Raw genomic sequence first — 25,071 nt, 5'->3', positions numbered from 1 at the left:
CCAACCGTGACCCATCTCTCCCGCTCAACGGTGACCCATCCGAGTCCGACGGCGTCCGGCTAATGCGGATTACAGCGCAATTTGGCGGTTGAGTTGCCGCCAACGTGGATCAGTGACCCCGCCACCTTCTTGACTGACGCCCAAGAAGTCCTTACCGTAGCTGCGACCTGCTTCTTGGATGGCGTCCAAGAAGAGTGGTGGTGAAGCGGGAGGACGCGAGTCATGGAAATGAGTGGGCCGGCCGATCGGCGCGAGGCGGTAGCGGTGCGGCGGCGTGAGGTTTCGTTCGCCTCTGGCCAGGACGAGTGCGCGGCCTGGTTGTACACCGCGCCCGACCTGAACGGTCCGCGCCCGATGGTGATCATGGGACACGGGCTCGGGGCGGTGCGGGAGATGCGCCTGGATGCCTACGCGCAACGGTTCGCCGACGCGGGGTGGTCGGTGCTGGTGTTCGACTACCGTCACCTCGGGGCCAGCGGCGGAGCACCGCGCCAACTCCTCGATATCGGCCGCCAACGCGCCGATTGGCATGCCGCCCTGGCCTTCGTACGCACACTGTCGGAGGTTGATGTCGACCGGATCGCGTTGTGGGGCAGCTCTTTCGGCGGCGGACATGTCCTTCAGGTCGCCTCCGAAGACACCCGCATCGCGGCGGTCGTGGCCCAGTGCCCCTTCACCGATGGACCGGCGTCGTTGCGCTCGCGTATCCGGACCGGCCCGCTGAGCGTGGTAGCGCTGACAGTGGCAGGCATCCTCGACACGGTCGGTTCCTGGTTCGGCGCGAAGCCGATCCTGTTGCCGATGGCGGGGACGTCCTGGATGCCCGCGTTCGTGGCCTCACCCGACGCCCTCGCCGGTGCTTCCGCACTCCTGCCTGCGGGGACCCGGCTCTCGCGGCGCACCAGCGCGTTGTTGAAACGGCTGCCGTCGGTGCGGGCTCAGGTGTCGAAGAACATCGCGCTGACCGAGATCGACGGTGGGGAAGAACCCGTGACCGGTGTCGGTCGCGACAGCATATGGGGTGTACTGCGCGGCCCGGACGGTGAATTCGATGCCGCCAACGCCCTGGCCGCACGGCTGGTGCTGCACCTCCCGCTCGATCGGCCCGGTCGCGCGCTGGCTCGCTTCAGCACTCCGACGCTGCTGTGTGTCTGCGACAACGACGCGGCCGCGCCCGCGAAGACCACGAAGCGTCGCGCGCAGGGCCTGGCACACGTGCACGTCCAGAACTACCCCTGCGACCACTTCGGCATCTACCTGGGCGAGCACTTCGAACGCGCCGTGCGTGACCAAATCTATTTCCTGGCAACACAATTCGACAACACTGCACACAACACGCAGTAGGTCGCCCCCTGGCTCGTGGGCGTGCGGAGAGCAGGCACTCAGTCGGCGGCCGCGGCGAGACTGCGAGCGCTGTTCAGCAACGTCTCGATCACCGCGCGCCGCTGGGCCTGCTCCGTCGGATGCGTCAGCAAGCCTTCGACAACGAAGACGCCGATCGCGACCAGCGGATCCAGTTCGTCAGCGGGCACGCCGAGCTCGATCAGCTCTGCCCGGAACAATCCTTCGGCCAGCGCGTGGAACTGCTCGTGCCATTCGTGAATGGACGCGGACTCCTTGGCGCGCGTGTGCACCGTGCTCACCAACCGGCCCAGTTGCTCCAATTCCTCGACCAGCCACAACAGCCGATCAGCCAGCCCCGAGCCGAGCATTTCGCTGTAGGAGGCCATCGAGTCGGCCAGGACCGCGTCCAGGACCGCGATCAACACCGCGTCCTTGTCCTGGAAGTACCAGTACAGCGTGTTCGACACGACTCCGGCGTCGCGGGCGATCCGCGACATCGACGCCGCGTCGTATCCCTGCTCGACGAACAACCGCCGAGCAGCCACCACGATCTCTGCGCGCTTCTCTTCCCGATCCTGCGGACGTCTGTTGCGAGGCATCTCCAGTCCTGACCTAGTGCCAGCCCCCGATGCTATCTTGACCAGCCCCCAAGAATGGCCCCGGCAGGCGAACGGTCAAGCAGGCGGTCCGACGAACATCCTCAAATGCCGCATATCGCGCGTTCGGGGTCAGGTGTTGGTCTTGGCGGCGGGGACGCGGCCGAGGTCGCGGTCCTCGAGCCGGTAGCTGTCGCCCTTGAGGGAGATGACCTCGGCGTGGTGGACCAGCCTGTCGATCATGGCCGCGGCGACGACGTCGTCGCCGAACACTTCTCCCAGCGGCCGAACGGCTTGTTGCTGGTCACGATTAAACTTGCCCGTTCATACCGGGACGAGACCAGCTGGAAGAACAGGTTCGCGGCCTCGCGTGTTTCCGGGGCCGCCCGGAACCGGCAAGACGCATCTGTCGATCGGGCTGTCGATCCGCGCCTGCCAGGCCGGGCATCGGGTGGCGTTCGCGACCGCCCCGGAATGGGTTGCGCGGCTGGCCGAGGCTCACTCGGCCGGAAACTGCAGGCAGAGCTGATTAAGCTGGGCCGGATTCCGCTGCTCGTTATCGATGAGGTGGGGTATATCCCGTTCGAATCCGAGGCCAGATGCCGGGAACGCCGCAGGTCTTTCGCCGCGGCCACGTGATCGGGATCGCTGAGCGTCTGATGCGCAGCCCAGCAACGGTGGTGGCGCCCGACTTCGGCGCCGCCGTAGGTGATCACGACCTCGCTCAGGTCGGTGCGAACATCGACGTGGCGGCCGATCACCGCCGGATGCACCGAATAGTCGTTGGAGTCCAGGCGCACATAATGATCCCGCGGCCGCCGGGTCGAGGTCCGCCAGCCGACCACCGGATCCACCGGTGGCAGCTCGAGCATCGCCGCTCGGTCCGCGGGCCACCGGTCCACCGGCCGGCACCCCAGGCGACGATGCCGGCGCTGGAGACGGCACTTGCGCTCAGTTCAGTGTGAACGTCGCCGTACCCGAGATCTGCTCCATCTCTCTGTTGTTCGAGTCCAGCGCGACGATTCGAGCCTCCACCCGGCCGACGCCCGGAGCGGTGCCGAAACCGACGATGACGCCGTCCACCGTGTCTTGAACGACACCGTTCACGACGCGGTGCTGCTGCCCGTCCGCGTACCCGGTATCGAGGTTCTTGAAGCGCACAGCGACCTTCCAGTCCGAGCAGTTTTCCCCGGTCTGGGTGACGTTCACCCGCACGCCGAATGTGCCGGCCTTCTCCTGTCGCACGGTGACCGCGTCGATGATCGCCGAGCAGCTGGTCGGAACCAGGCGCGTCAGCGTCGGCGAGAACGGAAAGCCCGGGTCATGTGGTACCGCGGGAGATGGCGCGGCGAACCCGACCATCCCGGCGGCGGTCAACGCTGCGGTGACACCTGCGCGAGCCAAAAACCGTTGCGGCTGTTTGCGATTGAGAGACATGTCCGGTTTGTCGGATCACCGGCAGCCGGTGTTACAAGTGTCGTCGCGTTAGTAGAGTCACTGTAACGTCTGGCATGGATACTGGTCGGGATCGCTTCGCCCACTGCGGGTACCAGGAATGCTGGCACTCATTCGAAGTGTCGTCGTCGCAGGCGCTCACGCGCCGCGTGCACCGAATGCCGGTGCGTCCCATCCTGTCGCGGAAGGGCGGCGTCACCTCATAGCGTCGCCGCGCGACCAGGAATGTTGGTTCGCCGGACGATGGTGATTGCCACCGACCTGATCGAAAACGGACTGGTGCTCGCACCACGTCGCAGGCGGCTAGAAGCACTCTGGTCCCTCATACTGTCCCGGCACCCGGTTACCAGCAGCAACCTTTACCCGGCCCGATCCGACCGTGGCCGGACCAACCGCACGCCGCACGGCGCGGAAGCGCTCACCGGCCGGGCACCATGCGGAAGCAGTTCGTTCGATTGATGTCGGGCCATCCGGCCCCAGTCGGATCGGTGTGTCAGCGAGGTCGGATCCTTGCGGTCAGAGCCCGCTGCTGCCGAGGGACAGTACGCTGCTTCCGGCGCTGAGCAGCAGCGACAGAATCGACAAGAAATTCACTTCAGACCCTCTTTCTCCTGGTTACCGCCAGGGCTCTCATAGGCTGGCCCGGGAAGGTTTCGAGCGCTTCGGCGCCTCGTTTGCGGACCGCTGGCTGCAGCGTAAACACTCACCGCGGCCCGCCAGCGGGTTGCACTGCCCACCTCTGGCAACAACCGCCACCGAGCAAGCTCCATGGCGTGTCCTGCCGCGCGATCGGTGAACCAGACAAGCTGCCGCAACATCAAGCAAGACCCGGCCGAGTGGGCGATCCTCGGCAACGCGCCGTCGCGCCTCGGCGGCCTGGGAGAAGCGGATATGTCCGGCCGACAGCAGGAACGAGAGCGCACCGGTAACGAGGTGGTCGAGCAGGGTGCGGTAGGTGTGCGTTGAAACAAACTCGGCACCCAAGGACGCTGCCCGGGGCATGATCCGGGTGAGAACGACCTGTGACGCACCCGCAGAGGTCGCTACCCGGTCGAGCCGAACTCGGCGTCGCTGCCGTCCTCGATCGCGCCGTCGACGAACAGTGCAGTAATCGAATACATGCACTCCACCGGTGCAGGCAGGTTCGACTGAGGTGTCCGGTAGTGGGTGCCCTGGGACGCCGTCAAGCCAGGCTGAACCACCGATCCGTTCTCTTGGCATTGGGCCGCCTCCGGGCATTCTGTTGCAGATCGCGTGCGGCCGCATGAACTGGGTATCACACTCGAACACCGAAAACGGCGAACAGCGGACGGATGAGAGTCACCTGAAGGGACGACCGGACGCTGCATGCCGATTGTTGTCGGACGATCGGAGGAGAGCGTCATGGCGGTGCGCGACCGGACCTACCTCGTTCGCCTCGACCCATACCTGCGCGACGAGAGTGCGCCACACGGCGGCGTTCGAGGGGTGTTCTTCGACTGGCTGCAGACCGTCGATGCCGAGCCCGTCGAGCTCTGCGGCGCCGATCGCGTCGTCATCTGCTGTTCGCCGGAAGCCGCCGACCGCATCCGCGACCTCGAGTACGTCCTGGACGTCGAACAGCGCGCCTAGATATCCGCGCCGATAGCGTCGCCCGAGCAGACGTTCACCCCGGCCGGGCGCTGGAGACGGATGATCAGCTGGGAGCGTGTCCAGGCGGTCAGGTCGGGTATCAGCCACGTGAGGTAGTCCAGACTACTGCTGTGGCAGCTGACCATGCTCAGCCCGACCCGGCCACCCCGCACACCCTGTCGCTCGGGCTAGCGCGTGGGCCCGCTGCCCGGTGGGGTGATCGATTCTTGGTGGGCGTATTTGAGGCAAACGCCTCATGCGACCACGGAGGCGGCGGACCGATGATCAGGGCATGACAAAGCAAGTTCAGGAATCACGGAGATCACCGGTCACGACCGAATCGACATTCGAACCACCGACCGTCGAGCTGGGCGGTAAGCGAACTTCAGATCACGCACTCGGCGTGCCGGGCGGCGGGCGGGTCGATGCGGTCAACGTAAGCAGGAAGGTCGGGACGCGGCAAATTCTCCAGGAGCTGTCGTTGTCGATCGAACCAGGCGAATTGGTCGCCATTGCCGGCGGCAGTGGCGCAGGAAAGAGCACATTGCTGGAGATCCTCGCGGGACTGCGACCACCATCTGCCGGGGAGGTTCGGCATGACGGCGTCGTGCGCGGGGCCCGAGTCAGCGCCGATTCTCGTATCGGCTACGTGCCCCAAGAGGACATCATCCACCTCGAGATGTCCCTGCGCCGCACGCTGCGCTACGCAGCGCGGCTGCGGCTGCCCGCAGGCACATCGGCGGCCGAGGCGGACCAGGTGGTCGAAGAGACTATGCATGATCTCGACCTGGCTGATCGGGCCGAGGTGCCGGTCCGTGCGCTCTCCGGCGGCCAGCGCAAGCGGGCCAGTATCGCCGTGGAGCTACTGACCCGGCCGCACCTTTTCTTCCTCGACGAACCCACCTCCGGACTCGATCCATCGACCGCCGCCGACGTGATGCGCCTGCTGCGCCGACTCAGCCAGCGCGGAGTCACAGTCGTCCTCACGACGCATGAGCCGGCCGGCATCGACCGGTGTGACCGGGTGGTATTTCTGGCGCGCGACGGCCACCTGGCTTTCACCGGCAGCCCGGCCGAGGCTCGGCGCTACTTCGGCGTGGAGGATCTCGCCGAGGTGTACGACCGGCTGGCTCGTGAGCACACCCCCAAGATCTGGGCGAAGCGATTCGCGGACAGCGGTGGGCAGTCGAAAGCCCGGCTCGGCTCGGCTCTAACGCCCGCACCTGCCACCAGTTCAGACGTGAAGCGCATGGGCCCGGTCCGGCAATGGTGGCTACTTACCCAACGCAATGTCGATGTTCTAGTTCGCAACCGGCTGACCCTGGCGGTCCTGCTCGGGTCACCGGTGCTGGTCACCGCGATGATGGCGACGCTGTTCAAGCGCGGCGCGTTCGATCCGCATAGCGAAGCCGACCTCGGCCCGGCCCAGATCGTGTTCTGGATCGCATTTGCAGGCTTCTTCTTCGGCCTTACGTACGGCCTGCTCCAGATCGTCGGGGAAATGGCCGTCTTCCGGCGGGAGCGCCTGGCCGGACTCAACGTGGGCGCCTACGTGACATCCAAGGTGACAGCGCTGCTTCCGGTGCTGGCAGGAGTGAGCGCGGTGCTCCTCGGTGTGCTGCGGGCGCTCGGTCGGCTCCCCGCCGTTGGGTGGGACGTGTCCGCCTTCCTGTTTCTGACGATTGTGATCGAGGCGGCCTCGGCACTGGCCCTCGGATTGCTCGCCTCGGCCGCGGTCTCCAACGCCGCGCAGGCCGCCCTCGCCCTGCCGATGCTCTGCTTCCCTCAGGTTCTGTTCGGTGGCGCCATAGTCCCCGTTGACGAGATGGCCTTCCCGGGACGCCTGATGAGTCTCGGCCTATCCAACCGCCACGCATTCGAAGCGCTGGGTCGCGACCTGGATCTCGACCGGTACACCGCCACGCTGCCGGCCATGTCCGCCTACGGTGACACCTTCCACGGAGGCACCGGCGCCAGTCTCATCGCGCTCGCCTCGTTTGCCGGTGGCCTCATGCTGGCCACGGTATGGGTCTTGGATCGTCGATCCCGGCCCGGCGCGTCCCGGCGATGAAGGCCCAGCGCAGTCGGTCCCGCCATATGTCTGAACAGATGTCGGCGGGACCCGGGCGTGCGGCAGTTCCGCACTTCCGAGTGCACAGTCTGACGTCCAGACCGGCCCGTCGGTACGAGTGCAGGGCCGAAACGGCACCGAGTCGCTGCCTGGGCCACGAACCGGACGCGCGCTGTCAGCTCGGCCGACCGGTGATCGGTCCGACTGCTTCAATCTCCCACGGCCGCGTTGACCGGGAAGCCAGCCAGACCCCGATCGATCGCGGCGAGACTGGCCTGCGTGCGGTTGTTGACACCGAGCTTGGTGTAGACGCGTTCGACGTGGTTCCGTGCCGTTTTCTCGGCGATGAACAGTTCGGCGGCGATTTCTCGGTTCGAGCGGCCCTGCGCGACGAGTCGCAGAATCTGCACCTCGCGGTCGGTCAGCCCGGCCGGCCAGGGCGTCCGCCGCGATATTCGCGGACCGGCCACCGCAAGCACGGCCGCAGCCGATTCGGCGTCGAAGCGTCCGGCACGTGCCTCCTTGTGTAACTGATCGGCAGCGTCGCGAGGATCGAGCGGCGGCCGGTCGGGCCGCGGCTCTAGCAGTCCCTGATAAGCCTCCGCCGTGGCAAGCAGCCGGTCCTGGGCGGTCAACTCCGCGCCGGCGATCCCCCGGGGGAAGCCGGACCCGTCGATCCGTTCCCGGTGCTTCATCGCGACGGGCACCACCGACTCCAAGCCGTTAACTCGGCTCAGTATCCGGCCGGTCAGATCTGGATACATCCGTACCCGCTCCCATTCAGCCGTAGTGAGCGGCCCTTTCTTCTCCCAGATCTGATTGGACACTCCCATTTTGCCGAGGCCGTGCACTAGGCCGGCACGGTAGAGAAGCGTGATGTCCGACGGCGACATGCCCAGGTGTCGGGCTGACGCGGCCACCAGATTCGCGACGCCACGCGAATGCCCCAGTGTGAAAGGAGATTTTAGATCGACGAAATCAGCCATAGCCTCGAGTAACTCGTCGCTCTCCTCGGCCGTCAGGGTTCGGTCACGATCCGGTGCTCGGGCCAACGCGTGGGTCCATACGTCGATTTCGAGTAACCCGTCCACGATGGCCGCCGCGTCACGATCGAACACCGCCGCCACGGCTGGACTGAACTGACTGCCGCGCCGAGAACGGAGCACATCCTTCGCGTGCTCGAGCCCACCCGTCCGCAGGTGTACCTCGATCACATCTGCGACGTGAGCGATGTGGATCTCGACCGGGATATCCTCGCCGCGAGAACCGTTGGGCAATCCCCGGCCGTCCCAGCGTTCGAAGACATAGGCCAGCGCCTTTCCGACCTGCCCGTCCAAGCCCATCCGATCGGAGAGAACCCGGGCGGAACTGCAATGCGACTGGATCAGTGTGGCGACCTGGCCGCGAGCCGCGACCAGAAAGGTGGTGGCACGGAGGCCGCGCTCCCAGCCCGGCAATCCGCGTCCAACATGACTCATCATCAGCCGCAGAAACGGCAGGCCGGTCATGTCCACCGTGTAGGTGTCGGCCCGGAAGGCGATGTCGTCGCCGAAGAGCGCGGAGAGTTCGTGGGAATCGGCGTGACAACCGATCCACCCGACCAGATTGGCGTAGTACACGGTCGCTCGCTGTTGGAGGTCGAGCCCCATCCGCTCGGCGATCCGTGTCGCGATCAAGGACGACCGAAGCATGTGTTCCATCGGCTGACCCAGACCGAGGTCGATCGCAAGCGATATCGCGGCCAGCAGTTCAGCTCTACTCAGACCCTTCCGCGAGCCGGGCAGCGTCCCGTGCGGGTGCATCTTCCCATTGTCCACCCGAACAACGGTCGTCTCGGCGGAAGACGAGACACCGGCCTGATCAGCCCGCGGGCCCCACGGCAAGATCAAGCCATCCGATGCCGATTCAGGGACGTGCCTTACACACGCCGACGTCGTGAATCAGCTGCCCGATCCGACAAAGCAGACCTCTACCAGGCCCTCTACGGCTGCCCGTCCACGGTCGGGGAGTGGGCGCCCCACTGGCGCAGCGTTTCGACGATTTCGGCCGCCGCCACTTTTGGGAGTCGGATGGAGGGTGTGGGCGGTGGGGAGCAGGTGACGCTCAGGCTCGGCCAGTCAGACCGAGATCAGATCGACCGGAGATCAGACACTCCCAGGGAAACCGCCGGAACACTTTTTAGCGAGAAAGTCCCGTATCCCGCCCTGGGATAGTCCGCGTCCGCGCGCGTCTCGGCGTCGCCCCTCATCTGTCGGGTCGCCGGAGTTCCACGGGGGCGAAAACGGCGGCGTTGCGTCGAGGCAATGCGCGGACGTGGAAGGCGCTCCGGGCGCCGTGTCGTCAGCTGGGTGAGTCGACGGATCGGGTGAGTGCGAGGTAGAGCCAGTGGTGCGCGGCGCCGACGGTGGGGGTGTTGGTGATCCGGTCGGTGAGGCGCCAGTAGCGGAGGACGCGGTGATCGGCGTCGGTTGCGCCGCTGAGTAGTTCCTGGCGGAACTGTGGCGTGTCGCGGGTGCCGCGGGCGGCGGCGTGGGCGTCGACGAACTGGTCGAGCTCGGGGCCGGGCCGAGGCGGCTGACCGGTGAGCAGCCGGTGGCCTGCGGCCTGGCATGCCTGAGCGACGCCGGTGAGGAGCTCGCGCTGGTGGCGGATGGTAGTCCGGTCCGATCGCCAGAACTGGCGTGAGATCTCGGTGTAGAGCGCGGGAACGGTGAGGAGAGATGCCAGTTCGGCGTAGGCGGCGATGTGGAGGACAGGTGGGTCGTGCGGTAGGTCGGGCACGTTCATCGCGATGAACTCGTCGAACAGCCCCGGTGGGATGGGTGCGAGTACGCGTCGCCAGAACGCCACGATCGCGTCGTGTGTGCGGTGGCGGTCCTGGACTGCGGCCAGCACTTCCAAGCGAGCGGCCCGTTGGGCCGACGTGGCGTCTTCGACGGCCCGCAACGACGCACGCCGCCATGCCAACGCGGCCAGTTCGGTGTCCAGCGCGCGACGTTCGGCGGCGACCGCGTCGGCAAGGGAGACGGTGCCGGCGAGAACGTCCGCTATCGCGGGCAAGGACACCCCGAGCGCACGGAGCCGGCGCACCAGCAGCAGCCGATCGACTGCGGTGCCGGAATCGAAGATCCGGTGTCCGCCGGATGTGCGGTGCGAATCCAAGATCCCGTGATCGCAATAGAAGCGGATGGTGCGGACCGGCACACCGGTCAGCCGCGACAACTCCCCGATGCTCACCGAGCCGGTATGTCGTGTGTCGTCGGTCACGATTGCTGGAACCTCCACCCGGGTGGAGTTCCTACCGTACTGGCACACCCCGCTGAGAAGGAGCAAGCCGATGACCGGTAGCACAACGATGACGAACGACCGGATGTGGCGAGCGGTCGCCGCCGAGCGGGCGAGCCTCGTCGAGCTTCTGGAAACTCTGTCGGAGTCCGACTGGAACCACAGTTCCCTGTGCGAGGGCTGGCGGGTCCGTGATGTCGTCGCCCACCTCGTGCTCTCCGCGAACCCTGGCCTCGCCTGGATTCTGGTCAACGTGCTCCGTGCCCGCGGAAACTTCGACCGCGCCATCCGGGAGACCGCCATCCGTCTCGCCGACCGCGCCACGTCCACCCAGTTGCTCGCCGCGCTGCGCGACGGGATGACGCTGCGTGCGACGCCGATCGGCACCACCGCCGCTGACCGACTGATGGACCTGCTGGTCCACGGCCAGGACATCGCGGTGCCCCTCGGCATCAATCGGCCGATGCCCGTCGATGCCGCGCGATCGGCTCTCGAAAGAATCTGGGAAACGAATGGGTTCCGAGCCCGTGAGCTGTCCCGGTATCGCCTCATCGACACCGACACCGGCTGGACCGTCGGCACCGGCCCCCTCGTCGAAGGCCCGGCCGCTTCCCTGCTCCTACTGATCACCGGTCGCCGCGCCGGTCGGGAGCACCTCACGGGCGAGGGCGTCCCGCGACTGAACCTTCGGTAGCCGGCGACAATTCGGAGCTCGTGTCTTTCCGCGCCCGTCGCATGGGCAGAGTGTCGGAATATACGAACGCGTCTGCATGGCACTTACGCTGTGCACCATGACATCGGGGAGGGCACCGCAGCCAGTGAATGGCTGGCGCGTGCCCTCGCCGAGTGGTGGGAACCAGTCCAGAAGGACGCGAGCACCGGCTGGTGATCAGGGGCCGGGAGTACAGGGTCTTTGGTCCGTTCCTCTTCGGCGCTGCCGTCGTGCAGCCGTCCGAACAATTGGCCGAAGGTGTCGAATACCGCTGGCGGGTAGAGCAGTTCGCGGTCGAGGGCCTCGCCGCTCGGTGGTATCGGCGGTGGGTGTGTGGAGTCCGTTGTGGGTCGACAGCGCGGCCAGCAACTGGGCTGGCTTGGAATTCGGCGATCAGTCATACCAGGTGTTGAATGGCGAGCAAGACCTCGATACTCTGGGCCGATGCTGGCCGAGTTCTTCGAAGGCATGGCGCCAGAAAGCAGGGGCCATGGTCACGTCGGGTGATTTGCCGGGACTGGATCTACCGCATATCGACGCGCACTCCGAATTAGGCGGCCTCGGCGCCGTCGAGCTGCACCATCCCACCCAGGACATCGACCAAGACGGTCTGCTCGACAGCGTGACCATCACCGGCGACGATGCCATGCAGGTGTGGACCGACGTCGATCACGACGGCTTCGCCGATCACGTCAAGGTGGTGGAGAAGGACGGCGACTATACCGCCTGGGAGTTCCATCGACACCCGGACGGAACCTCGGAGTGGATTCGGACGGATCAGGGGCGGCTGGGCATGTGAGCGGTGCCGCCTTCGGACAGTTGACGTTCGAGATCGCCATCGCGGAACCAACCTCATGAGTCAGCACAGCTGCAGTGGTTGGATGCGAAAGCTGTGACTGAAAGAACGACGATGGCTTGACCACGAAGACATCTTGCAGCGGCTCGGGCTGCGGATGGGCTTGGTCGGCGCTCGGCGGGTCTGCCGATGAGATCGGTCGGTGTGCTGGAGTTCGGGTTTCGTGGCGACGCGGGGGTTCGCGGACGAGGAGTTTTTGAGATCGGTTGGCAAGCCATCCCGTTGAGGGAGGGTGCGGCAGCGCGGGTCGGGCTATGTCGGAACTGCGCCGACACTCGTTGCACGACACCACGCGGATGGTTGTCGATTCGGCGGGATAGCCACTCCCGTCAGCACTTTGCAGCGTCTGAAACAGCTACCAGCTGGTAGTCGGTCACCGAGAGATCCATCGGCCTCCGGGCGGGTGCGGCGGAATCGATCTCGTCGCGGGCGCGGAACCACCCCGATACCGTATCCCCCTCAGCGGCGAAACAGTTCGAACTGGCCGCCGGTTTGACGGCAGAACCAGGTCTTACCCAGCTCTTCTTGACCGAATTTAGCCACCCCATTCGCGACACAGGCTCCGTGAGTGGGGTAGTAGTCAACGGTTTCATCGGCCGCCGCCGAACCAGCCGCGCCGAAGGAGAAGGCCGCGATCATCGCCCCACTGATCAGATACTTCACCATGACGGGGAGTTTATAGCGTGACACTACTGCGCCGCGCCTGAAATACGTTGGCCAGGTGCAGGTTCCGTCGGTGTCGAGGACAAGGCGGCCGAAGAAGGACTGTGTTGACCGTGACAGCACGGTTGTTTTCGGAGTTGTGGCATTGATTGCAGGGCTGGCGTGGAGTGCCTGCCGCGACAGGTACTCCACGGAGTGATCACGGGTCGGCTCAGCGCGGCCGAACGGCGCCTGGTGGGGGTCGGCGGCCAGCAGGACCCGATCGTGGATGCGGATGCCCGCGCCGCGACGGACCGGCGCCTGCAGCGACAGGTGCCCCTACTTGCTGACACCGCGGCGGCCGTAACCAGGGCGGGTGATCACGATCAACCCGCCGGCGATCCGCCACGACAGCAGATCCCGGGCCGCCAGTCCAGCGCCGTCAACACGGCTTTGTCGATCACGCGGCCGTTGGCATCGACCGGGCGGATGCTGTGCACCGCGGTGCTCGGCGGGTGTTTCTCGACAACGCCCAGAGGCGGACCAGGTGCACCCGCAACCGATTGATCGCCCACGGCGCGGTCGACCGTCGAGAAGGACGGAAGCACTGGTAGAAGTGTGTCCTCCGTCGCATCCTGGCCCGGCTGGAGAACTTGTCAGGCTGACGGGCTGAGGTTGTTCATGATCAGGCAGAGAGTGAACGCGAAGCGGTCGGGCTCGGTGCCGGAGATCAGCTCGGCGGCATAGCGCCGGGTCTGCGGAAACGTGTCGGCGGGCAGCGCGGTGAACCGGCGCACCAGCTCCGCGCGGCTGACTACGTACTCCTGATCCGGGTATTTCCGGCGGTGCTGGACCAGTGACTGTTCCAGGGCGTAGGCGCTGACGTACAGGGACAGTGCGTCCAGCGTCCAGGCGGCAATCCGGGGTTCGATCCCGCCCGCGAGCAGGCTCGCGAACATCCCCTCCCGGCCCCGCAACGCCTCGAGGTTGGTGGGAACCATGGCCAGTGCCCCGCGCGAGACGCCGGGGTATTCCAGGTACTGGTCGCGGATCTCGGTGAACACGTCGAGCAGCTGACTGCGCCACGTGGGCCGGGTCCGGTTCGGGAATTACGATCGCTGCGCTGAGCCTGCTGACGGGGACGGGTGAGCCTGCTGCTCGGCGCGATGCGCTTCCGTACCCCGCCGAAGGAGGCGGCCGAGGCGCTGGCACCCGAGGTGACCCTGCCCGATATGCGCGACTACGTGCGCTGGGCCACGATCGTGCCGCCGAACGGCTCACTCGGCGCCGCGACCCCACAGGAGGCCGTGCTGTCCAGGATGCCGGGCCGGCACCCCGACCTGCGGGCGCTGATCGAACAGGCCGATCCGGACAACAGCACCCTGCTCTCCATCCGAGTGGTCGAGCCCGGCGAACGCTGGTCGCCCTGTCCGGTCACGCTGCTCGGCGATGCCATCCACGCCACCTCACCGACCGGAGGCAACGGCGCCAACACCGCCTGCGCGACGCCGACCTGCTCCGCCGCTGCCGCACCGGCGGCCGCGATCTCCTCGGCGCGATCGGCGACTACGAGCGCCAGATGCTCGAATACGGCGCCGAGGCCGTCCGCTTCAACCTCAGGCGCTGCCCGCCATCGCCCCGCAGACAGAACCGGCCTGACACAAACCGAAGGTGCTGACTCTGGCTGACCTCGAAGCCCCATCCGGACATGGGTAAGGCAATCCGTGGGCGGCACGGTGACGATGCATCCAGATTCTCCGGCTGACGCTCTTCGACGGAACTGCGCCCTACCGCGCACTCTGCCGCCGCGCCGGCGGTAGCTGGTGGATCTGCGTCGATAGGCCGAGACTGTTATTGCCTGCCCGCGCCATACGGCACGCGACCACACGGGTCGCGCTCGCCTCGGAACCGCCAGATCGGGCGAGGTGCGTGGGTCTCCGCCTATCGACATAAAGGAGGCTGGAAATGAATCACTCAGAATTGGACCCGACCTTCTATCGGAGCGCAGCGGAGGCGGCGGCCGCGCCACCGGAGCGGCTCGCATACGTTGTTGCGTTCGACCGCGCGGCACAGAAACCAGATGCGCTGTCAGTAATCGATGTGGATCCGGGCTCGGCTACCTACGGCCGGGTGGTGGGCTGGACCGAGGTACCCCACCTGGGCAACGAGCTGCACCATTTCGGTTGGAACGCCTGCAGCAGCGCGCTGAAGCACGAGGGCCACCAGATTGAGGGACTGGCGCGGCGCTACCTGATCGTGCCGGGTCTGCGCTCGTCGCGCCTGTACGTGTTCGACACCCAGCCCGACCCACGCCAGCCCACCCTGTCCAAGATCGTGGACAGCTCCGAGCTCGCGGCCAAGGCCGGCTACTCCCGTCCACACACGCTGCACTGCGGGCCGGACGGTGTGTTCATGACCTGCCTCGGCGGGGCGGACGGATCGGACGGGCCGGGCGGGATCGCGCTGCTCGATCACGGCACGTTCGATGTGCTGCGGCAATGGGAGACCGACCGTGGGCCGCAATACCTGGCGTACGACGCCTGGTGGCATCTCAACCAGAACACGCTGATCAGCAGCGAGTGGGGCACCCCGGCCATGATCGAGGACGGGCTGAACCCGGAGCTGCTGCTGGCCAACAAGTACGGCCACGCGATCCACTTCTGGGACCTCAGCGCCGGTCGGCACCAGCAGCGGATCGATCTCGGCGAGCGATACCAGATGGCACTCGAGCTGCGCCCGTCGCACGATCCGGACGCCGCTTGGGGGTTCGTCGGCGTGGTGATCTCGACCGAGGATCTGTCGGCCTCCGTGTGGCGTTGGCACCGCGATAGCGGCGTGTGGGCGGTCGACAAGGTGATCACCATCCCGGCCGAGCCGGCCGATCCCGACCTGCTGCCGCCGGCACTGAAACCCTTCGGCGCGGTGCCGCCGCTGGTCACCGACATCGACCTGTCGGTCGACGACGCATACCTCTACGTCTCGTGCTGGGGTACCGGGGAGCTGAAACAGTTCGACGTGCGCGATCCGGCTGACCCGAAAGAGACCGGGTCGGTCCGGCTCGGCGGGATCGTGGGCCGCACCGCCCACCCGGCCGCGCCGAACCAGCCGCTTGCCGGCGGCCCCCAGATGGTCGAGATCAGCCGTAACGGTCAGCGGGTCTACCTCACCAACTCGCTCTATGGCGCATGGGACGACCAGTTCTACCCGGATGGGGTTGGCGCCTGGATGGCCGTGATGCGCATCGGTCCCGACGGCGGAATGACCATCGACGAGTCGTTCTTCCCGCACGACGAGGACTTTCGAGGTCTGCGGGTGCACCAGGTGCGCCTCCAGGGCGGCGACGCCTCCTCCGACTCCTACTGCTACCAGTAGTCGGGTCGAGCGGGGACCCCTGGATCTCCACCGCGTATGCCCGGTCGGCGAAGTGTCCCACACGTTCAACCTCGGACACGCTGTTGGCGCTAGGAGATCGTCCCCAGAGGTGCTCGCCGAAAGCCCCAGGCGCCTTGGGGTTTGAACTCAGCAGCCTCGTCGGTGTAGCGGGAGGATCGTCGTGTCGGTTGGCATGCTCGGCCGGGCTGCTTCTGGGTGGTCAGCAACGCGAAGTCGACGTGGTTGTTCTGTTCTGCCGCCTGTGGTCTCGAGCCGGATTATCAAGAGCCATCCTCTGCCGCGCCGGCACGAACAGCGTCGGTTTGTCCTATTCGCAGGCGATGCCGTCCTTATCGCGGTCCAGCTCTGATCTGTAGCCGGGTTCTCCCCGCCGTAGCGGCGCGGCGCCCGCGGCCTTGGCGGCGGCGCAGTTGGAGTAGTAGACGCTGGGAGCTGCCGGTCGCGGTGGCACCGGCACGGCCGGCGCCGGAGGTGTCGGTACCACTGCCGCGGGCGGGGCAGGCGCGGTTGCCTCTGAGCCATCTACCAGTCCCGACGATGAGACCGCACGTCTGGCACCTCGGAAGTCGCTGTGCTGGAGACGGGTTGGTCCTCACTTCGCGCGGAGCTGGGCGCGGACGGTCAGTGTCCGTCTCTGTCGGTGATGTCCGGCCAATCCAGCTTCGCGTGGAATCGGAGGGGAGGGTTGGATCGGTCTCGTGTCCCAACCCTCTTGGCCACGCCTGCAGATTCCGCGGCCGCGCAATCGCACGGCAACCCATCAGGCGCGACTGCCTCGCGCTCGATGGGTTGCCCGCCAGTACCGGCGTCATCAGCCATGTACACCAGCATTCGATGCCCGGCAATCCGCTGGCGATGCTCAGCGACGCGGCGATCTCGGCAGGGGCTTGCCTGGGGGAGCGACCAAAATGGGCCCTATGCGACCGTTCCGCGCGCGGAATGAGCGCGCGGCTTGGCGCGCGACTGACCTTGCGCCGCACTGCCGTTGCGACGGCCGCGGCCTTGGCGCGGTCCGCCGCTGCCCCTGCGCGGACCGCCACCGCTACGGTGCGCTCCGCTGCCGCTGCGGCGGTCGTCTTCCCGTGCCGCCCGGTCGCTGTAGGAGGGCGCGACGAATGGGGCGACCGTGCCGACGAGCTCGGCCACCACGGGCGAATCGGCGGTGACTCGTTGCGGGGTCACAGTGATCTTGGCCTTGCGCATGAGGTCGGCCAGGTCGCGTCGTTCGCCGGGCAGCACCAGGGTGATCACTTCACCGGAGTTGCCTGCCCGCGCGGTACGGCCCGAACGGTGCAGGTACGCCTTGTGTTCGGCGGGCGGATCAACGTGCACGACAAGTTCCACACCGTCGACGTGCACGCCGCGCGCGGCCACATCGGTCGCCACCAGCACCAGGGCATCACCGGCGGCGAAGACCGCGAGGTTGCGGTCGCGGGCGCCCTGCGAGAGATTGCCGTGCAGATCGACGGCCGGGATTCCGGCGAGGGTCAGCTGCTTGGCCAGCTTGCGAGCCTGATGCTTGGTGCGCATGAACAGGATTCGCCGACCCGAGCCCGAGGCGAGCCGGTGTACGACCTCACGCTTGGCTTCGACGCTCGCGGTTTCGAAAACGTGATGGGTCATGGCGGCTACCGGGGAGTTCGCCTCATCGACGGAATGCAGCTCGGCATCCGGCAGGAAGCGGCTGACCAGCTTGTTGACGCCGTTATCCAGGGTGGCCGAGAACAGCAGGCGCTGACCGTCGTTCGGGGTGGCCGCGAGAATGCGGGTCACGCCTGGCAGGAACCCGAGGTCGGCCATGTGGTCGGCCTCGTCGATCACGGTGACCTCGACGGCGTCCAGGGAGATCAGACGTTGGTTCATCAGATCCTCGAGCCGGCCGGGGCAGGCGACGACGATGTCGACACCGGCGCGCAGCGCCCGGACCTGCCGGTTCTGCGGGACCCCACCGAAAATCGTGGTGACTGTCATGCGATAGGCCGCGGCGAGGGGTTCCAGCGCGGCCGTGATCTGGGTGGCCAATTCCCGAGTCGGCGCCAGCACCAGGCCGGTCGGGCGGCTCGGTGCGCGCCTACCGGCGAGACCGCGGCCGAGACGGTCGACCATCGGGATGGCGAAGGCGAGCGTCTTGCCGCTGCCGGTCCGGCCACGGCCCAGCACATCGCGTCCGGCCAGCGAATCGGGCAGGGTGTCGGTCTGGATCGGAAAAGGTTCGGTGATCCCGGCGCGAGTCAACGCCTTCACCAGCGGTGCGCTCACACCGAGCGCGGCGAAAGAGATGTCAGCAGAACTCATAGATGTTGCGGTGCCTTTCGGACATCAGGTGGTGCCCGAGCCGTCTGTGGACCTTCGGGGTCCGCGCCGGGGGCACGAAGTGGCGAGATTGCCGATGGGCAAAATCGATCGCCGTAAGAAGAGCGGATGCGGCAAGCGCTGGTTGCGAAGCGAATGCGATCTACGACGCTTGGCGTGACATGTCACGCACTTGATCAACAATAGCCTGTGATGGGCGGTTCGTACTCATCGGGTGAGGTTTCTCGCTTCTGGCCAGGGCTGGGTCGCCAGGCTCGTGTTCGAAATCTCCACCCGCGATCAGCTCCCGAGGCCCGCATGACGCGCTTACCGTCGCCAGGTGCGAGCAGATCTTCCTCGACAAGGCTTCCGGCAAGCTTGCGTCTCCTCCGGAACCGGACAAGGTGGTGGCCACTTCGCGGACCGTCCAACGCCACCGTCATCATCGACAAACTCGAAGCCCTGCGACTGATCGAGCGGCAAACCCACCCCACTGACCGCCGGGCCAAACAGTCGACACTCACGTCCGAATGCGCCGAACTCCGGAAGAGGGGGCCGTGGCGCTGGCGGCCTCCGACCCGGCCGCTGCTCGTGCGGCCGTGCGGGCGATCCTCGACTGGATGTCCGGCGCATGACTATCTGTGCCACACACTGAGGGTTCGATCTTTACCGCATCGGGCACGGCGCTGATCCGCTTATCGCGCCCGCGTGCGGTGTGTGTTCGTCGCGAATGGCTTTTCGCCGCTGGTCATCACGCGAGAACACCGGAATCGGAGTGCACTGCTGATGCCGAGGGTGTTGACCGCCGCTCGGGTCAATGGCGCGCTGGTTCGATGTCGAGCGCGCGTTGAAGCTGGCTAGCCCACCAGCGCAGGTGAGCGGTCGAGTCTTGCGCTGCCGCGCCGGTGAGGCCGGCGCTCCGACGGAAATCGACCCCGTAGAGGGGCTCGGTTGCCATCGCCTGGTGGAGGGCGGCGACCGCGAGCCGTGTCTCGTCGAGGGAACTTCCGGGAGGCCGACTCCGATGCAGGGCGTCGACGACCGGGTCGAGCATGCCGCCACCGCGGTCGCGCCAACCCGCCGCGTGCAGCGCCACCGCGAGTTCGCCGTAGCCGCCCCGATACACGGACTCGAGCGACTCGACGAGCTCGAGGACATCGGTGCCATGCTCCAGCCATGCGGCGATGACGTCATGGAGCGCGGCTCGAAGCCGACGTCCACCATGGCGAAGGAGTTCGGCGAGCAGCTTGTCGCGATTGCCGAAGTGGTGGGAGACGCCGGCGTCGGTCATGCCGACCCGCGCTGCCACTGCGCGCACCTGTACGGCGGCGACGCCTCCCTCGGCCAGGAGCGAAGCCGCGGCATCGAGGATCAACCGACGGGCTTCGTCCGGTGGTCTGCGCGTTCTCGAATTGCTCACCCCGGAATCGTACCTTGACTAGCCAAGGTTTCACTGCGTATCGTTACCTCGACTGCTCAAGGTAAATCGGAGAAGGTATGTCGATGGTCGAAATCATGGTGTTGAGAAGGAGATTCGGCACGGAGGTGAATCGGCGATGACAGACATGACCCTCACGCTGCCCGACGTCACACTTCGAGCCACGGTGACCGGCGCGGGCCCCACGGTCCTGCTGCTTCACGCGGGCCGAGAGCGTCGCGACGTCTGGGCGCCGGTCACGGAGGGGATGACCGAGTGCGGACTGCGGACGGTGGCCTTCGATCTGCGCGGGCACGGCGAGAGCTCCGGGCGGGCGACCGCATTGCGGGTGATCGCCGACGACGTGATCGAGATGGTGGTTCGCGAACCGGCGCCGATCGTCGTGGTGGGCGCCTCCCTCGGAGGGTTGGCCGCCGTCGCCGCCCTCGCGGAGTCGTCCGTCGCGCAGCGTGTCGCCGGCCTCGTGCTCGTGGACGTCGTCCCCGATATCGATGCGGATCGCGCCCGGCGCTGGCTCGACGACCACGGACTCCTCGCCCGCGATACCGAGCTCGTCGACGACATTCTCGCGTCCCGCTCCGAACTCCACGCGATCATCGCGGCATCGGACCTGCCCATCCTGCTCGTGCGGGGAGGACCACGGTCTCCGCTCGGCGACGCCGACGTGGACCGGCTCCGCATGATCAACCGGCGTGTCACCGTTACCCGCGTACCGGACGCCGGGCACCTCGTCGCTCGCGACGCCCCTGCGGAACTCGCGCGCATCGTTTCGGCGCACGCCACCAAGTGGCTCGGGACCGACGACGTCGTCCGCCGCGCGTTCGAGCTACAGCGCACGCTCGGCGCCGAGCAGATCGATCACCCAGGCGGGACCCTGTTCGAGCACCTTCGCCGGGTGCACGCCCTCACGGTCGAATGGAACTCAGCGCCACGAACCCGGCTGGCGTCGATCTGCCACGCGTCATACGGCACCGATGGGTTGCCGCATGCCCTGCTGCCGATCACGGATCGCCAGCGGCTGGAGCACGTCATCGGCCCCGACGCGGCGGCGCTGGTATACCTCTACGGCGCATGCGATCGCTCGCGCACCTACCGCGAGCTCGGCCGACGGCCCTTGCCCGTGACCGACAGATTCAGCGGCGGCTCGAAGACGATCGGAGGAACGGAACTCCGTGATTTCGCCGTCCTGACCATCGCAAACGAGCTCGACGTCGCCCGTCACGCCCGGCTGGCATCGTCCATTCGCAGCGGTATCCGTGACCTCGTCGCCGCGCTGGCCGTGTACGCGCCGGTCGAGGCGGCGGTAGCGCTTGCCGATGAAGCGCTCGCTCGAGCGAGCGTCGAGTGAGCCCAACCGGCCGCTCGAAGCCGTCTGGGTACTCGGCGAGATTCCGTCCTCGACGGCGCCGCGGCGCGCCGGGCGGCGCCGGCAACCCTGCTGAGAGGCGCACGCTGGTGCCTCGCCGACTGTTCGCCGAAACCGGCTCTCCTCCAGCTGAAATCGCGCCTCGAGCATATGGCCGACCTCTTCGGCTCGGATCAGCGCGCGGCGTGACTGCAGTGTCATTCCGTTCCCGTGCCGTCGGCAGCTCCGAGGCAGCTTTCTGCGAGCCGGTTTGCCGCCGGTAGTGCGATAGACGAGCTTGGTGCCGCGTCGATGGCGCCAGTTCGATCAGGCCCAGACCTGGTGAGCGCCGGGAAGGGCGGGTGGGGTCAGGGCGATGGTCTGGGGCCGGGGACGAGAGAGCATGGCGACAGACAATCAACCGCTGAATGTCGTTCCTGACGCGGTGACGGCGGTCGGCAGGCATGCCCTTGACATGGCGCAGCAGCTGAGATCGGGATCGGTGGCATTGGATCGTGAGGTTCAGGCGTTGTTCGATACCTGGAAGGGGAGTGCCGCCGATGCTTATCGCGAGGGGTGGGATGACAGGACGGCGCGGTGAAGGCATGGGACGCGCTCTGCGTGACCTGGTGCGCGTCAGTTCGGCAGCCAGTTCAGCTCGTGCGCCAGGGTTTTGGCGACGGCACGGATGCGGCGGTGTAGCGGCGACTGCTCGCGTGGGAGGACCAGGTGGAGCGTCAGGCTGGGCGCGCCCCGCAGCGGTCGCCAGGTGAGACCGGCTGGTTGTGCCGTGACCGCGGTTTCTCCGGCCGGGGCGAGGGTGAGCCCGTCGCGTAGGTCGCGCTGAGACATGTCGAAAGAGACTGCGAGCGTGTGGAATCGGGTGGTCGGCCGGATCTCGCGGAAAAGTGCGGACAGCTGATCGTGGATCACGGGATTGGCCGCACGGTCGGGGAGTCGCAGCGGATACACGGCCGCATCGGCGATCTCGATCTCCGGATGTTCGGCCAGCGGATGATGCTGTGCCAATTGGACCCCGACGCGCACACGCCGCAGCAGGAACCGGCGCACGCCACGACCCGGCTGTTCACCGCGGGTGATCCCCGCATCGATGCGGCCGTCGGCGACCGCGGGAGAGATCTCCGGTGTCGCCATCGGGACCGCGCCGACCTCGAGTCCCGGGCTGCTGCGAATGAGCCTGTCCACCAGGGCCGGTGCCGTCTCGGCTCCCGCGCTGAGGCTGTATCCGATGCGGAGCGTGCCCAGTTCACCGGCCCCCGCATTCCGGGCGATGTCCCATGCCCGGTCCAGTGCCGCCAGCGCGGGCGGCGCGGACTCCGCCAAAGCCGCACCGGCCGTGGTCAATACGACGCTACGCGTGTTGCGAACCAGCAGGGCAGTACCGAGTTCCGCCTCCAATCGGCGCATCCGGGCGCTGAGTGCGGGCTGTGCGATCCCGATCCGTGTGGCCGCGCGGGTGAAGTTCAACTCCTGCGCCAGCACCAGAAAGTACCGCAGGCTCACCGTATCCGGCGCCACATGCCCTCCCTGCCGATTGATAACGATCCGTTCTGAGTCTATCGCGTACCGGTCTTTCCCTCGACGGCGCATCAAGCCCTAACCTGCGCATATGACGATTCGGCTGACCGCAGTACCCGTCGCCGGGATCGATCGATCTGAATATCGATTCGAAGTCGGACGTGTCCGGCCGAACACAGGAGGTTTCCATGGCTAAGGGCTACTGGGTCAGCGTCTACCCCGCCATTTCCGACCCTGAGAGGCTGACTGCATACAACAAGCTGGCCCGTCCGGCTGTCCAGGCTGGGGGCGGGCGCGTCCTGTCCCGTAGCGGTCGAGTCGTCGCCCACGAGGCCGGAATCACGCAACGCGTAGTTCTGATCGAGTTCGACAGCTTTGAACAGGCCGTCGCGGCATACGAGAGCGAGGCATACCAGAAGGCGCTGGTGGCCCTACCCGACGGCGTCGAGCGCGACTTCCGCATCATCGAAGGCATCGACTGACCGGCGGGCCCAGCCATCGCTGAGCATCCGTCACCTGTACAAACACGGTGCTGAACGAGGTTCAACGAAAAGAGCTTCGCACCGACCTCGGTGCGAAGCTCTTCACAAACAAACGCGAGCGCGCGGAATCAGATGGCGCGGACGTCCTGGGCTTGAGGACCCTTCTGGCCCTGTTCCACCGAGAACTCGACACGCTGACCCTCGTCGAGGGATTTGTAACCCGAGCCGCTCACGGCCGAGTAATGCACGAAGACGTCCGGGCCGCCTCCGTCCTGAGCGATGAAGCCGAAGCCTTTTTCACCGTTGAACCACTTCACACTGCCTTGAGCCATGCTGTAAACAACTTCTTTTCTGTAGTGAGCCGAGCAAATTCTTGGTGAAAAGCCCGTACTCAACCTCTCACTATGCCACAACCGTCGCCGCTCGCTCGCCTCACGCAGTGATCGCAGGGCCGGGCCTACGGGCTGCGGACGGCTGAACGTCACGCCGAGACCGACCGCCGCAGACGATTCCCGTCCCGGCGCCGACCCGTGCGGGTATTCGCCCCGCTCGGCAACCCCGCGAAGCGGGACTTGTCCTCGGATGTGGACCGCGGGACCGCAGCCGGTCACGCCGGGTGTGCGGCGGGCTGGCGGGACCAGGCCGTGCTCTGCACTCCCGATCGATGCGGGGTACCGGAGAACCGAACGATTCTCAACACCTCACGCGGTCCGCAGTGAGCGTGGATGCGGTGTTTTCGCCGGGGTGTGGTGAGGGTATGTCGCCGATGTAATGCTGTCCGCGTAGAGGCCGGTACTGAGCGAGCGGAAGGAGGGGTGCAGGGTGGGAATTTCGACACTGGATCAGGCGCGCGCCAAAGGCGCTGTTGTCGAGTGGGATCTCGAGGTTGTGTCGTTGGGGCAGCTGCGGGCTGCGGTGCGGCGCCTGCTCGCCCCGCTCGCCGGTATCGGGGTCGAGGACGCGGTGCAGGTGTGTGACGAGTTGGCCGGCAACGCTGTCGTGCATGCCCGCGCCCCGCGTGGTTGCCGGTTGATGGTGGCCGACCACGGCGGCTGGTTGCGTGTGGAGGTCGACGATGCTTCGCCCGTGCCTGCGCGGATCCGCCGACCGGATCACACGGGTGGGCGCGGGTTGATCCTGGTCGATCAGCTGGCCACCTGCTGGGGTGTGGACTACCACGGCGGCGGCAAGACGGTGTGGGCCGAACTCGGCACCCGCGGCCCCGGCTGATCGGAGCTCAGCTGCCGTGGTCCGGCGCGGGCGGTTTTTGCCGGGTGAGTTCGGCGTTGAGCTCGTGGGCTTGGGCGAGTTGGTCTTCGAGGACGGTGATGCGACACGCTGCCTCTAGCGGTGTGCCCGCATCGACCAGCGCGCGGACCCGCGCGGCGATCCGCAACTGGGAGCGGGAGTAGCGGCGGTGCCCGCCCGGTGAACGCTGCGGTGTCAGCAGGTCGGCGGCGTCCAGGCCGCGCAGGAAGGCGGGGGTGACGCCGAGGACTTCCGCGGCCCTACCCATGCTGTAGGCGGGGTAGTCCTCGTCATCCAGCCGGTCGGCGGCACTGGAAGCGTCGGTCGGGTCGGTCGGGTCGGTGGGGTCGTTCGATTGCTGCACAACACCTCTGGGGTCAACGTCGTCAGGCCCCGGCGCGTGGTGCGCCGGGGCCTGGGATCGAGGGGGTTTTCACGTCGATCCCGCCGGTCGGGCGGTAGAGCCGACCGCGGGAACCACGCCCGGCAACAGCCCGGGACGCGGAATCTGGGAAGAGCTGTTCAGTCACCACCTCCTGAGTTGCCGGACCTGTCTGCGAAAGTTCGTCATCCCCTCCGGCGGTCCGGCCGACTGCACCGGATTCTCTTCTCCGCCGGAGGGGATGTGGATCTTGCTTCCGGTGCAGTTCACCTGCCCGGCCAACCAGACATCTCATCTCCAACGAAAGATAAGGTACACCCCGCCCTCCCGAATGTCTACACCCTGCGATACAGATTTTTCTGCGTCACGGGTAGGGGTTT

General features: G+C 66.7%; 24 protein-coding genes and 4 pseudogenes. 13 read left to right on the top strand and 15 right to left on the bottom strand.

The window, feature by feature from the left end; genetic code table 11:
* The first annotated feature begins 222 nt into the window (after positions 1-222).
* The gene (locus ACL03I_RS34300; protein ID WP_412808028.1) at positions 223-1,344 is read left to right on the top strand and encodes an alpha/beta hydrolase; all 1,122 of its coding nucleotides are present in this window, start codon (positions 223-225) and stop codon (positions 1,342-1,344) included.
* Positions 1,345-1,382: 38 nt separating this feature from the next.
* Here the strand turns inward: ACL03I_RS34300 and ACL03I_RS34295 are convergent, their stop codons facing one another.
* Both ACL03I_RS34295 and ACL03I_RS34290 read right to left on the bottom strand, forming a co-directional pair.
* Complete coding sequence (locus ACL03I_RS34295) at positions 1,383-1,943, bottom strand: TetR/AcrR family transcriptional regulator (protein ID WP_355078098.1); 561 nt, start codon at positions 1,941-1,943, stop codon at positions 1,383-1,385.
* Between the two features lie 129 nt (positions 1,944-2,072).
* Positions 2,073-2,320, bottom strand: a pseudogene (locus tag ACL03I_RS34290) (ATP-binding protein); the annotation flags it as partial.
* A 26-nt stretch (positions 2,321-2,346) separates the two neighbouring features.
* Here ACL03I_RS34290 and ACL03I_RS34285 point away from each other — a divergent pair.
* Positions 2,347-2,537: pseudogene (locus tag ACL03I_RS34285) on the top strand (ATP-binding protein); the annotation flags it as partial.
* 5 nt (positions 2,538-2,542) lie between these two features.
* On the opposite strand, the pseudogene ACL03I_RS34280 reads toward ACL03I_RS34285, so the two are convergent.
* Both ACL03I_RS34280 and ACL03I_RS34275 read right to left on the bottom strand, forming a co-directional pair.
* Positions 2,543-2,872: pseudogene (locus tag ACL03I_RS34280) on the bottom strand (Mu transposase domain-containing protein); the annotation flags it as partial.
* Positions 2,873-2,891: 19 nt separating this feature from the next.
* The gene (locus ACL03I_RS34275; RefSeq protein WP_355078097.1) at positions 2,892-3,377 is read right to left on the bottom strand and encodes a hypothetical protein; all 486 of its coding nucleotides are present in this window, start codon (positions 3,375-3,377) and stop codon (positions 2,892-2,894) included.
* 810 nt (positions 3,378-4,187) lie between these two features.
* Here ACL03I_RS34275 and ACL03I_RS34270 point away from each other — a divergent pair.
* Positions 4,188-4,361 (top strand): hypothetical protein, encoded by a 174-nt coding sequence (locus tag ACL03I_RS34270; RefSeq protein ID WP_355078096.1) that lies wholly within the window; start codon positions 4,188-4,190, stop codon positions 4,359-4,361.
* A 77-nt stretch (positions 4,362-4,438) separates the two neighbouring features.
* Here ACL03I_RS34270 and ACL03I_RS34265 read toward each other — a convergent pair whose 3' ends face one another.
* Positions 4,439-4,582, bottom strand: a complete 144-nt coding sequence (locus tag ACL03I_RS34265) for a hypothetical protein (protein ID WP_412808027.1) — start codon at positions 4,580-4,582, stop codon at positions 4,439-4,441.
* A 196-nt stretch (positions 4,583-4,778) separates the two neighbouring features.
* Here ACL03I_RS34265 and ACL03I_RS34260 point away from each other — a divergent pair, with 196 nt between their 5' ends.
* Together ACL03I_RS34260 and ACL03I_RS34255 are read left to right on the top strand one after the other, a co-directional pair.
* Positions 4,779-5,006 (top strand): hypothetical protein, encoded by a 228-nt coding sequence (locus tag ACL03I_RS34260; RefSeq protein WP_355078095.1) that lies wholly within the window; start codon positions 4,779-4,781, stop codon positions 5,004-5,006.
* 256 nt (positions 5,007-5,262) lie between these two features.
* Positions 5,263-7,077 (top strand): ABC transporter ATP-binding protein/permease, encoded by a 1,815-nt coding sequence (locus ACL03I_RS34255; protein ID WP_412808026.1) that lies wholly within the window; start codon positions 5,263-5,265, stop codon positions 7,075-7,077.
* 209 nt (positions 7,078-7,286) lie between these two features.
* Here ACL03I_RS34255 and ACL03I_RS34250 read toward each other — a convergent pair whose 3' ends face one another.
* Both ACL03I_RS34250 and ACL03I_RS34245 read right to left on the bottom strand, forming a co-directional pair.
* Positions 7,287-8,879: an HD domain-containing phosphohydrolase gene (locus tag ACL03I_RS34250; RefSeq protein WP_355078093.1), complete on the bottom strand. Its 1,593-nt coding sequence runs from the start codon at positions 8,877-8,879 to the stop codon at positions 7,287-7,289.
* A gap of 538 nt (positions 8,880-9,417) precedes the next feature.
* Positions 9,418-10,344 (bottom strand): MerR family transcriptional regulator, encoded by a 927-nt coding sequence (locus ACL03I_RS34245; protein ID WP_412808025.1) that lies wholly within the window; start codon positions 10,342-10,344, stop codon positions 9,418-9,420.
* A 70-nt stretch (positions 10,345-10,414) separates the two neighbouring features.
* On the opposite strand from ACL03I_RS34245, the gene ACL03I_RS34240 reads away from it, so the two are divergent.
* The gene (locus ACL03I_RS34240) at positions 10,415-11,056 is read left to right on the top strand and encodes a maleylpyruvate isomerase family mycothiol-dependent enzyme (RefSeq protein WP_412808024.1); all 642 of its coding nucleotides are present in this window, start codon (positions 10,415-10,417) and stop codon (positions 11,054-11,056) included.
* Positions 11,057-11,417: 361 nt separating this feature from the next.
* Complete coding sequence (locus tag ACL03I_RS34235; protein WP_355078090.1) at positions 11,418-11,873, top strand: DUF6802 family protein; 456 nt, start codon at positions 11,418-11,420, stop codon at positions 11,871-11,873.
* Positions 11,874-12,389: 516 nt separating this feature from the next.
* On the opposite strand, the gene ACL03I_RS34230 is transcribed toward ACL03I_RS34235, so the two are convergent.
* On the bottom strand, positions 12,390-12,596 hold the full coding sequence (locus tag ACL03I_RS34230) for a hypothetical protein (protein ID WP_412808023.1): 207 nt from the start codon (positions 12,594-12,596) through the stop codon (positions 12,390-12,392).
* Between the two features lie 632 nt (positions 12,597-13,228).
* Positions 13,229-13,666, bottom strand: a pseudogene (locus ACL03I_RS34225) (TetR/AcrR family transcriptional regulator C-terminal domain-containing protein); the annotation flags it as partial.
* A gap of 51 nt (positions 13,667-13,717) precedes the next feature.
* Between ACL03I_RS34225 and ACL03I_RS34220 the strand changes: the two are divergent.
* Both ACL03I_RS34220 and ACL03I_RS34215 read left to right on the top strand, forming a co-directional pair.
* A complete protein-coding gene (locus ACL03I_RS34220) occupies positions 13,718-14,260 on the top strand; it encodes an FAD-dependent oxidoreductase (protein WP_412808022.1) in 543 nt (180 codons plus the stop codon).
* A gap of 277 nt (positions 14,261-14,537) precedes the next feature.
* Positions 14,538-15,944, top strand: coding sequence for a selenium-binding protein SBP56-related protein (locus ACL03I_RS34215; RefSeq protein ID WP_412808021.1), 1,407 nt, complete (start codon positions 14,538-14,540; stop codon positions 15,942-15,944).
* 328 nt (positions 15,945-16,272) lie between these two features.
* On the opposite strand, the gene ACL03I_RS34210 is transcribed toward ACL03I_RS34215, so the two are convergent.
* The 3 genes from ACL03I_RS34210 to ACL03I_RS34200 all read right to left on the bottom strand — a co-directional run bounded on the left by ACL03I_RS34210 (position 16,273) and on the right by ACL03I_RS34200 (position 19,632).
* Positions 16,273-16,416, bottom strand: a complete 144-nt coding sequence (locus ACL03I_RS34210) for an excalibur calcium-binding domain-containing protein (RefSeq protein WP_412808029.1) — start codon at positions 16,414-16,416, stop codon at positions 16,273-16,275.
* Between the two features lie 464 nt (positions 16,417-16,880).
* Positions 16,881-18,260: a DEAD/DEAH box helicase gene (locus tag ACL03I_RS34205; protein ID WP_412808020.1), complete on the bottom strand. Its 1,380-nt coding sequence runs from the start codon at positions 18,258-18,260 to the stop codon at positions 16,881-16,883.
* A gap of 811 nt (positions 18,261-19,071) precedes the next feature.
* A complete protein-coding gene (locus tag ACL03I_RS34200) occupies positions 19,072-19,632 on the bottom strand; it encodes a TetR family transcriptional regulator (RefSeq protein WP_355078083.1) in 561 nt (186 codons plus the stop codon).
* Positions 19,633-19,813: 181 nt separating this feature from the next.
* On the opposite strand from ACL03I_RS34200, the gene ACL03I_RS34195 reads away from it, so the two are divergent.
* Positions 19,814-21,043 carry an alpha/beta fold hydrolase gene (locus tag ACL03I_RS34195; RefSeq protein WP_412808019.1) on the top strand — a complete coding sequence of 410 codons (1,230 nt, stop codon included), beginning with the start codon at positions 19,814-19,816 and terminating at the stop codon, positions 21,041-21,043.
* A 400-nt stretch (positions 21,044-21,443) separates the two neighbouring features.
* Positions 21,444-21,641, top strand: a complete 198-nt coding sequence (locus ACL03I_RS34190; protein ID WP_412808018.1) for a WXG100 family type VII secretion target — start codon at positions 21,444-21,446, stop codon at positions 21,639-21,641.
* A gap of 35 nt (positions 21,642-21,676) precedes the next feature.
* Here ACL03I_RS34190 and ACL03I_RS34185 read toward each other — a convergent pair whose 3' ends face one another.
* Positions 21,677-22,579 carry a LysR family transcriptional regulator gene (locus ACL03I_RS34185; RefSeq protein WP_355078081.1) on the bottom strand — a complete coding sequence of 301 codons (903 nt, stop codon included), beginning with the start codon at positions 22,577-22,579 and terminating at the stop codon, positions 21,677-21,679.
* A 188-nt stretch (positions 22,580-22,767) separates the two neighbouring features.
* Here ACL03I_RS34185 and ACL03I_RS34180 point away from each other — a divergent pair, with 188 nt between their 5' ends.
* The gene (locus ACL03I_RS34180; protein ID WP_412808017.1) at positions 22,768-23,061 is read left to right on the top strand and encodes a DUF1330 domain-containing protein; all 294 of its coding nucleotides are present in this window, start codon (positions 22,768-22,770) and stop codon (positions 23,059-23,061) included.
* Positions 23,062-23,189: 128 nt separating this feature from the next.
* Here the strand turns inward: ACL03I_RS34180 and ACL03I_RS34175 are convergent, their stop codons facing one another.
* Entirely contained in the window at positions 23,190-23,393 is a 204-nt protein-coding gene (locus ACL03I_RS34175) for a cold-shock protein (protein ID WP_067806012.1), read from the bottom strand.
* A 490-nt stretch (positions 23,394-23,883) separates the two neighbouring features.
* Here ACL03I_RS34175 and ACL03I_RS34170 point away from each other — a divergent pair, with 490 nt between their 5' ends.
* Entirely contained in the window at positions 23,884-24,291 is a 408-nt protein-coding gene (locus ACL03I_RS34170; RefSeq protein WP_355078079.1) for an ATP-binding protein, read from the top strand.
* Between the two features lie 7 nt (positions 24,292-24,298).
* On the opposite strand, the gene ACL03I_RS34165 is transcribed toward ACL03I_RS34170, so the two are convergent.
* Positions 24,299-24,673, bottom strand: a complete 375-nt coding sequence (locus ACL03I_RS34165) for a MerR family transcriptional regulator (protein ID WP_355078078.1) — start codon at positions 24,671-24,673, stop codon at positions 24,299-24,301.
* Positions 24,674-25,071: the final 398 nt, after the last annotated feature.

This window comes from Nocardia sichangensis, assembly GCF_047200615.1.
GTDB lineage: Bacteria > Actinomycetota > Actinomycetes > Mycobacteriales > Mycobacteriaceae > Nocardia > Nocardia sichangensis.
The sequence above is the reverse complement of the archived record's forward strand: the minus strand, read 5'-3'. Positions and strand labels throughout refer to the sequence as shown.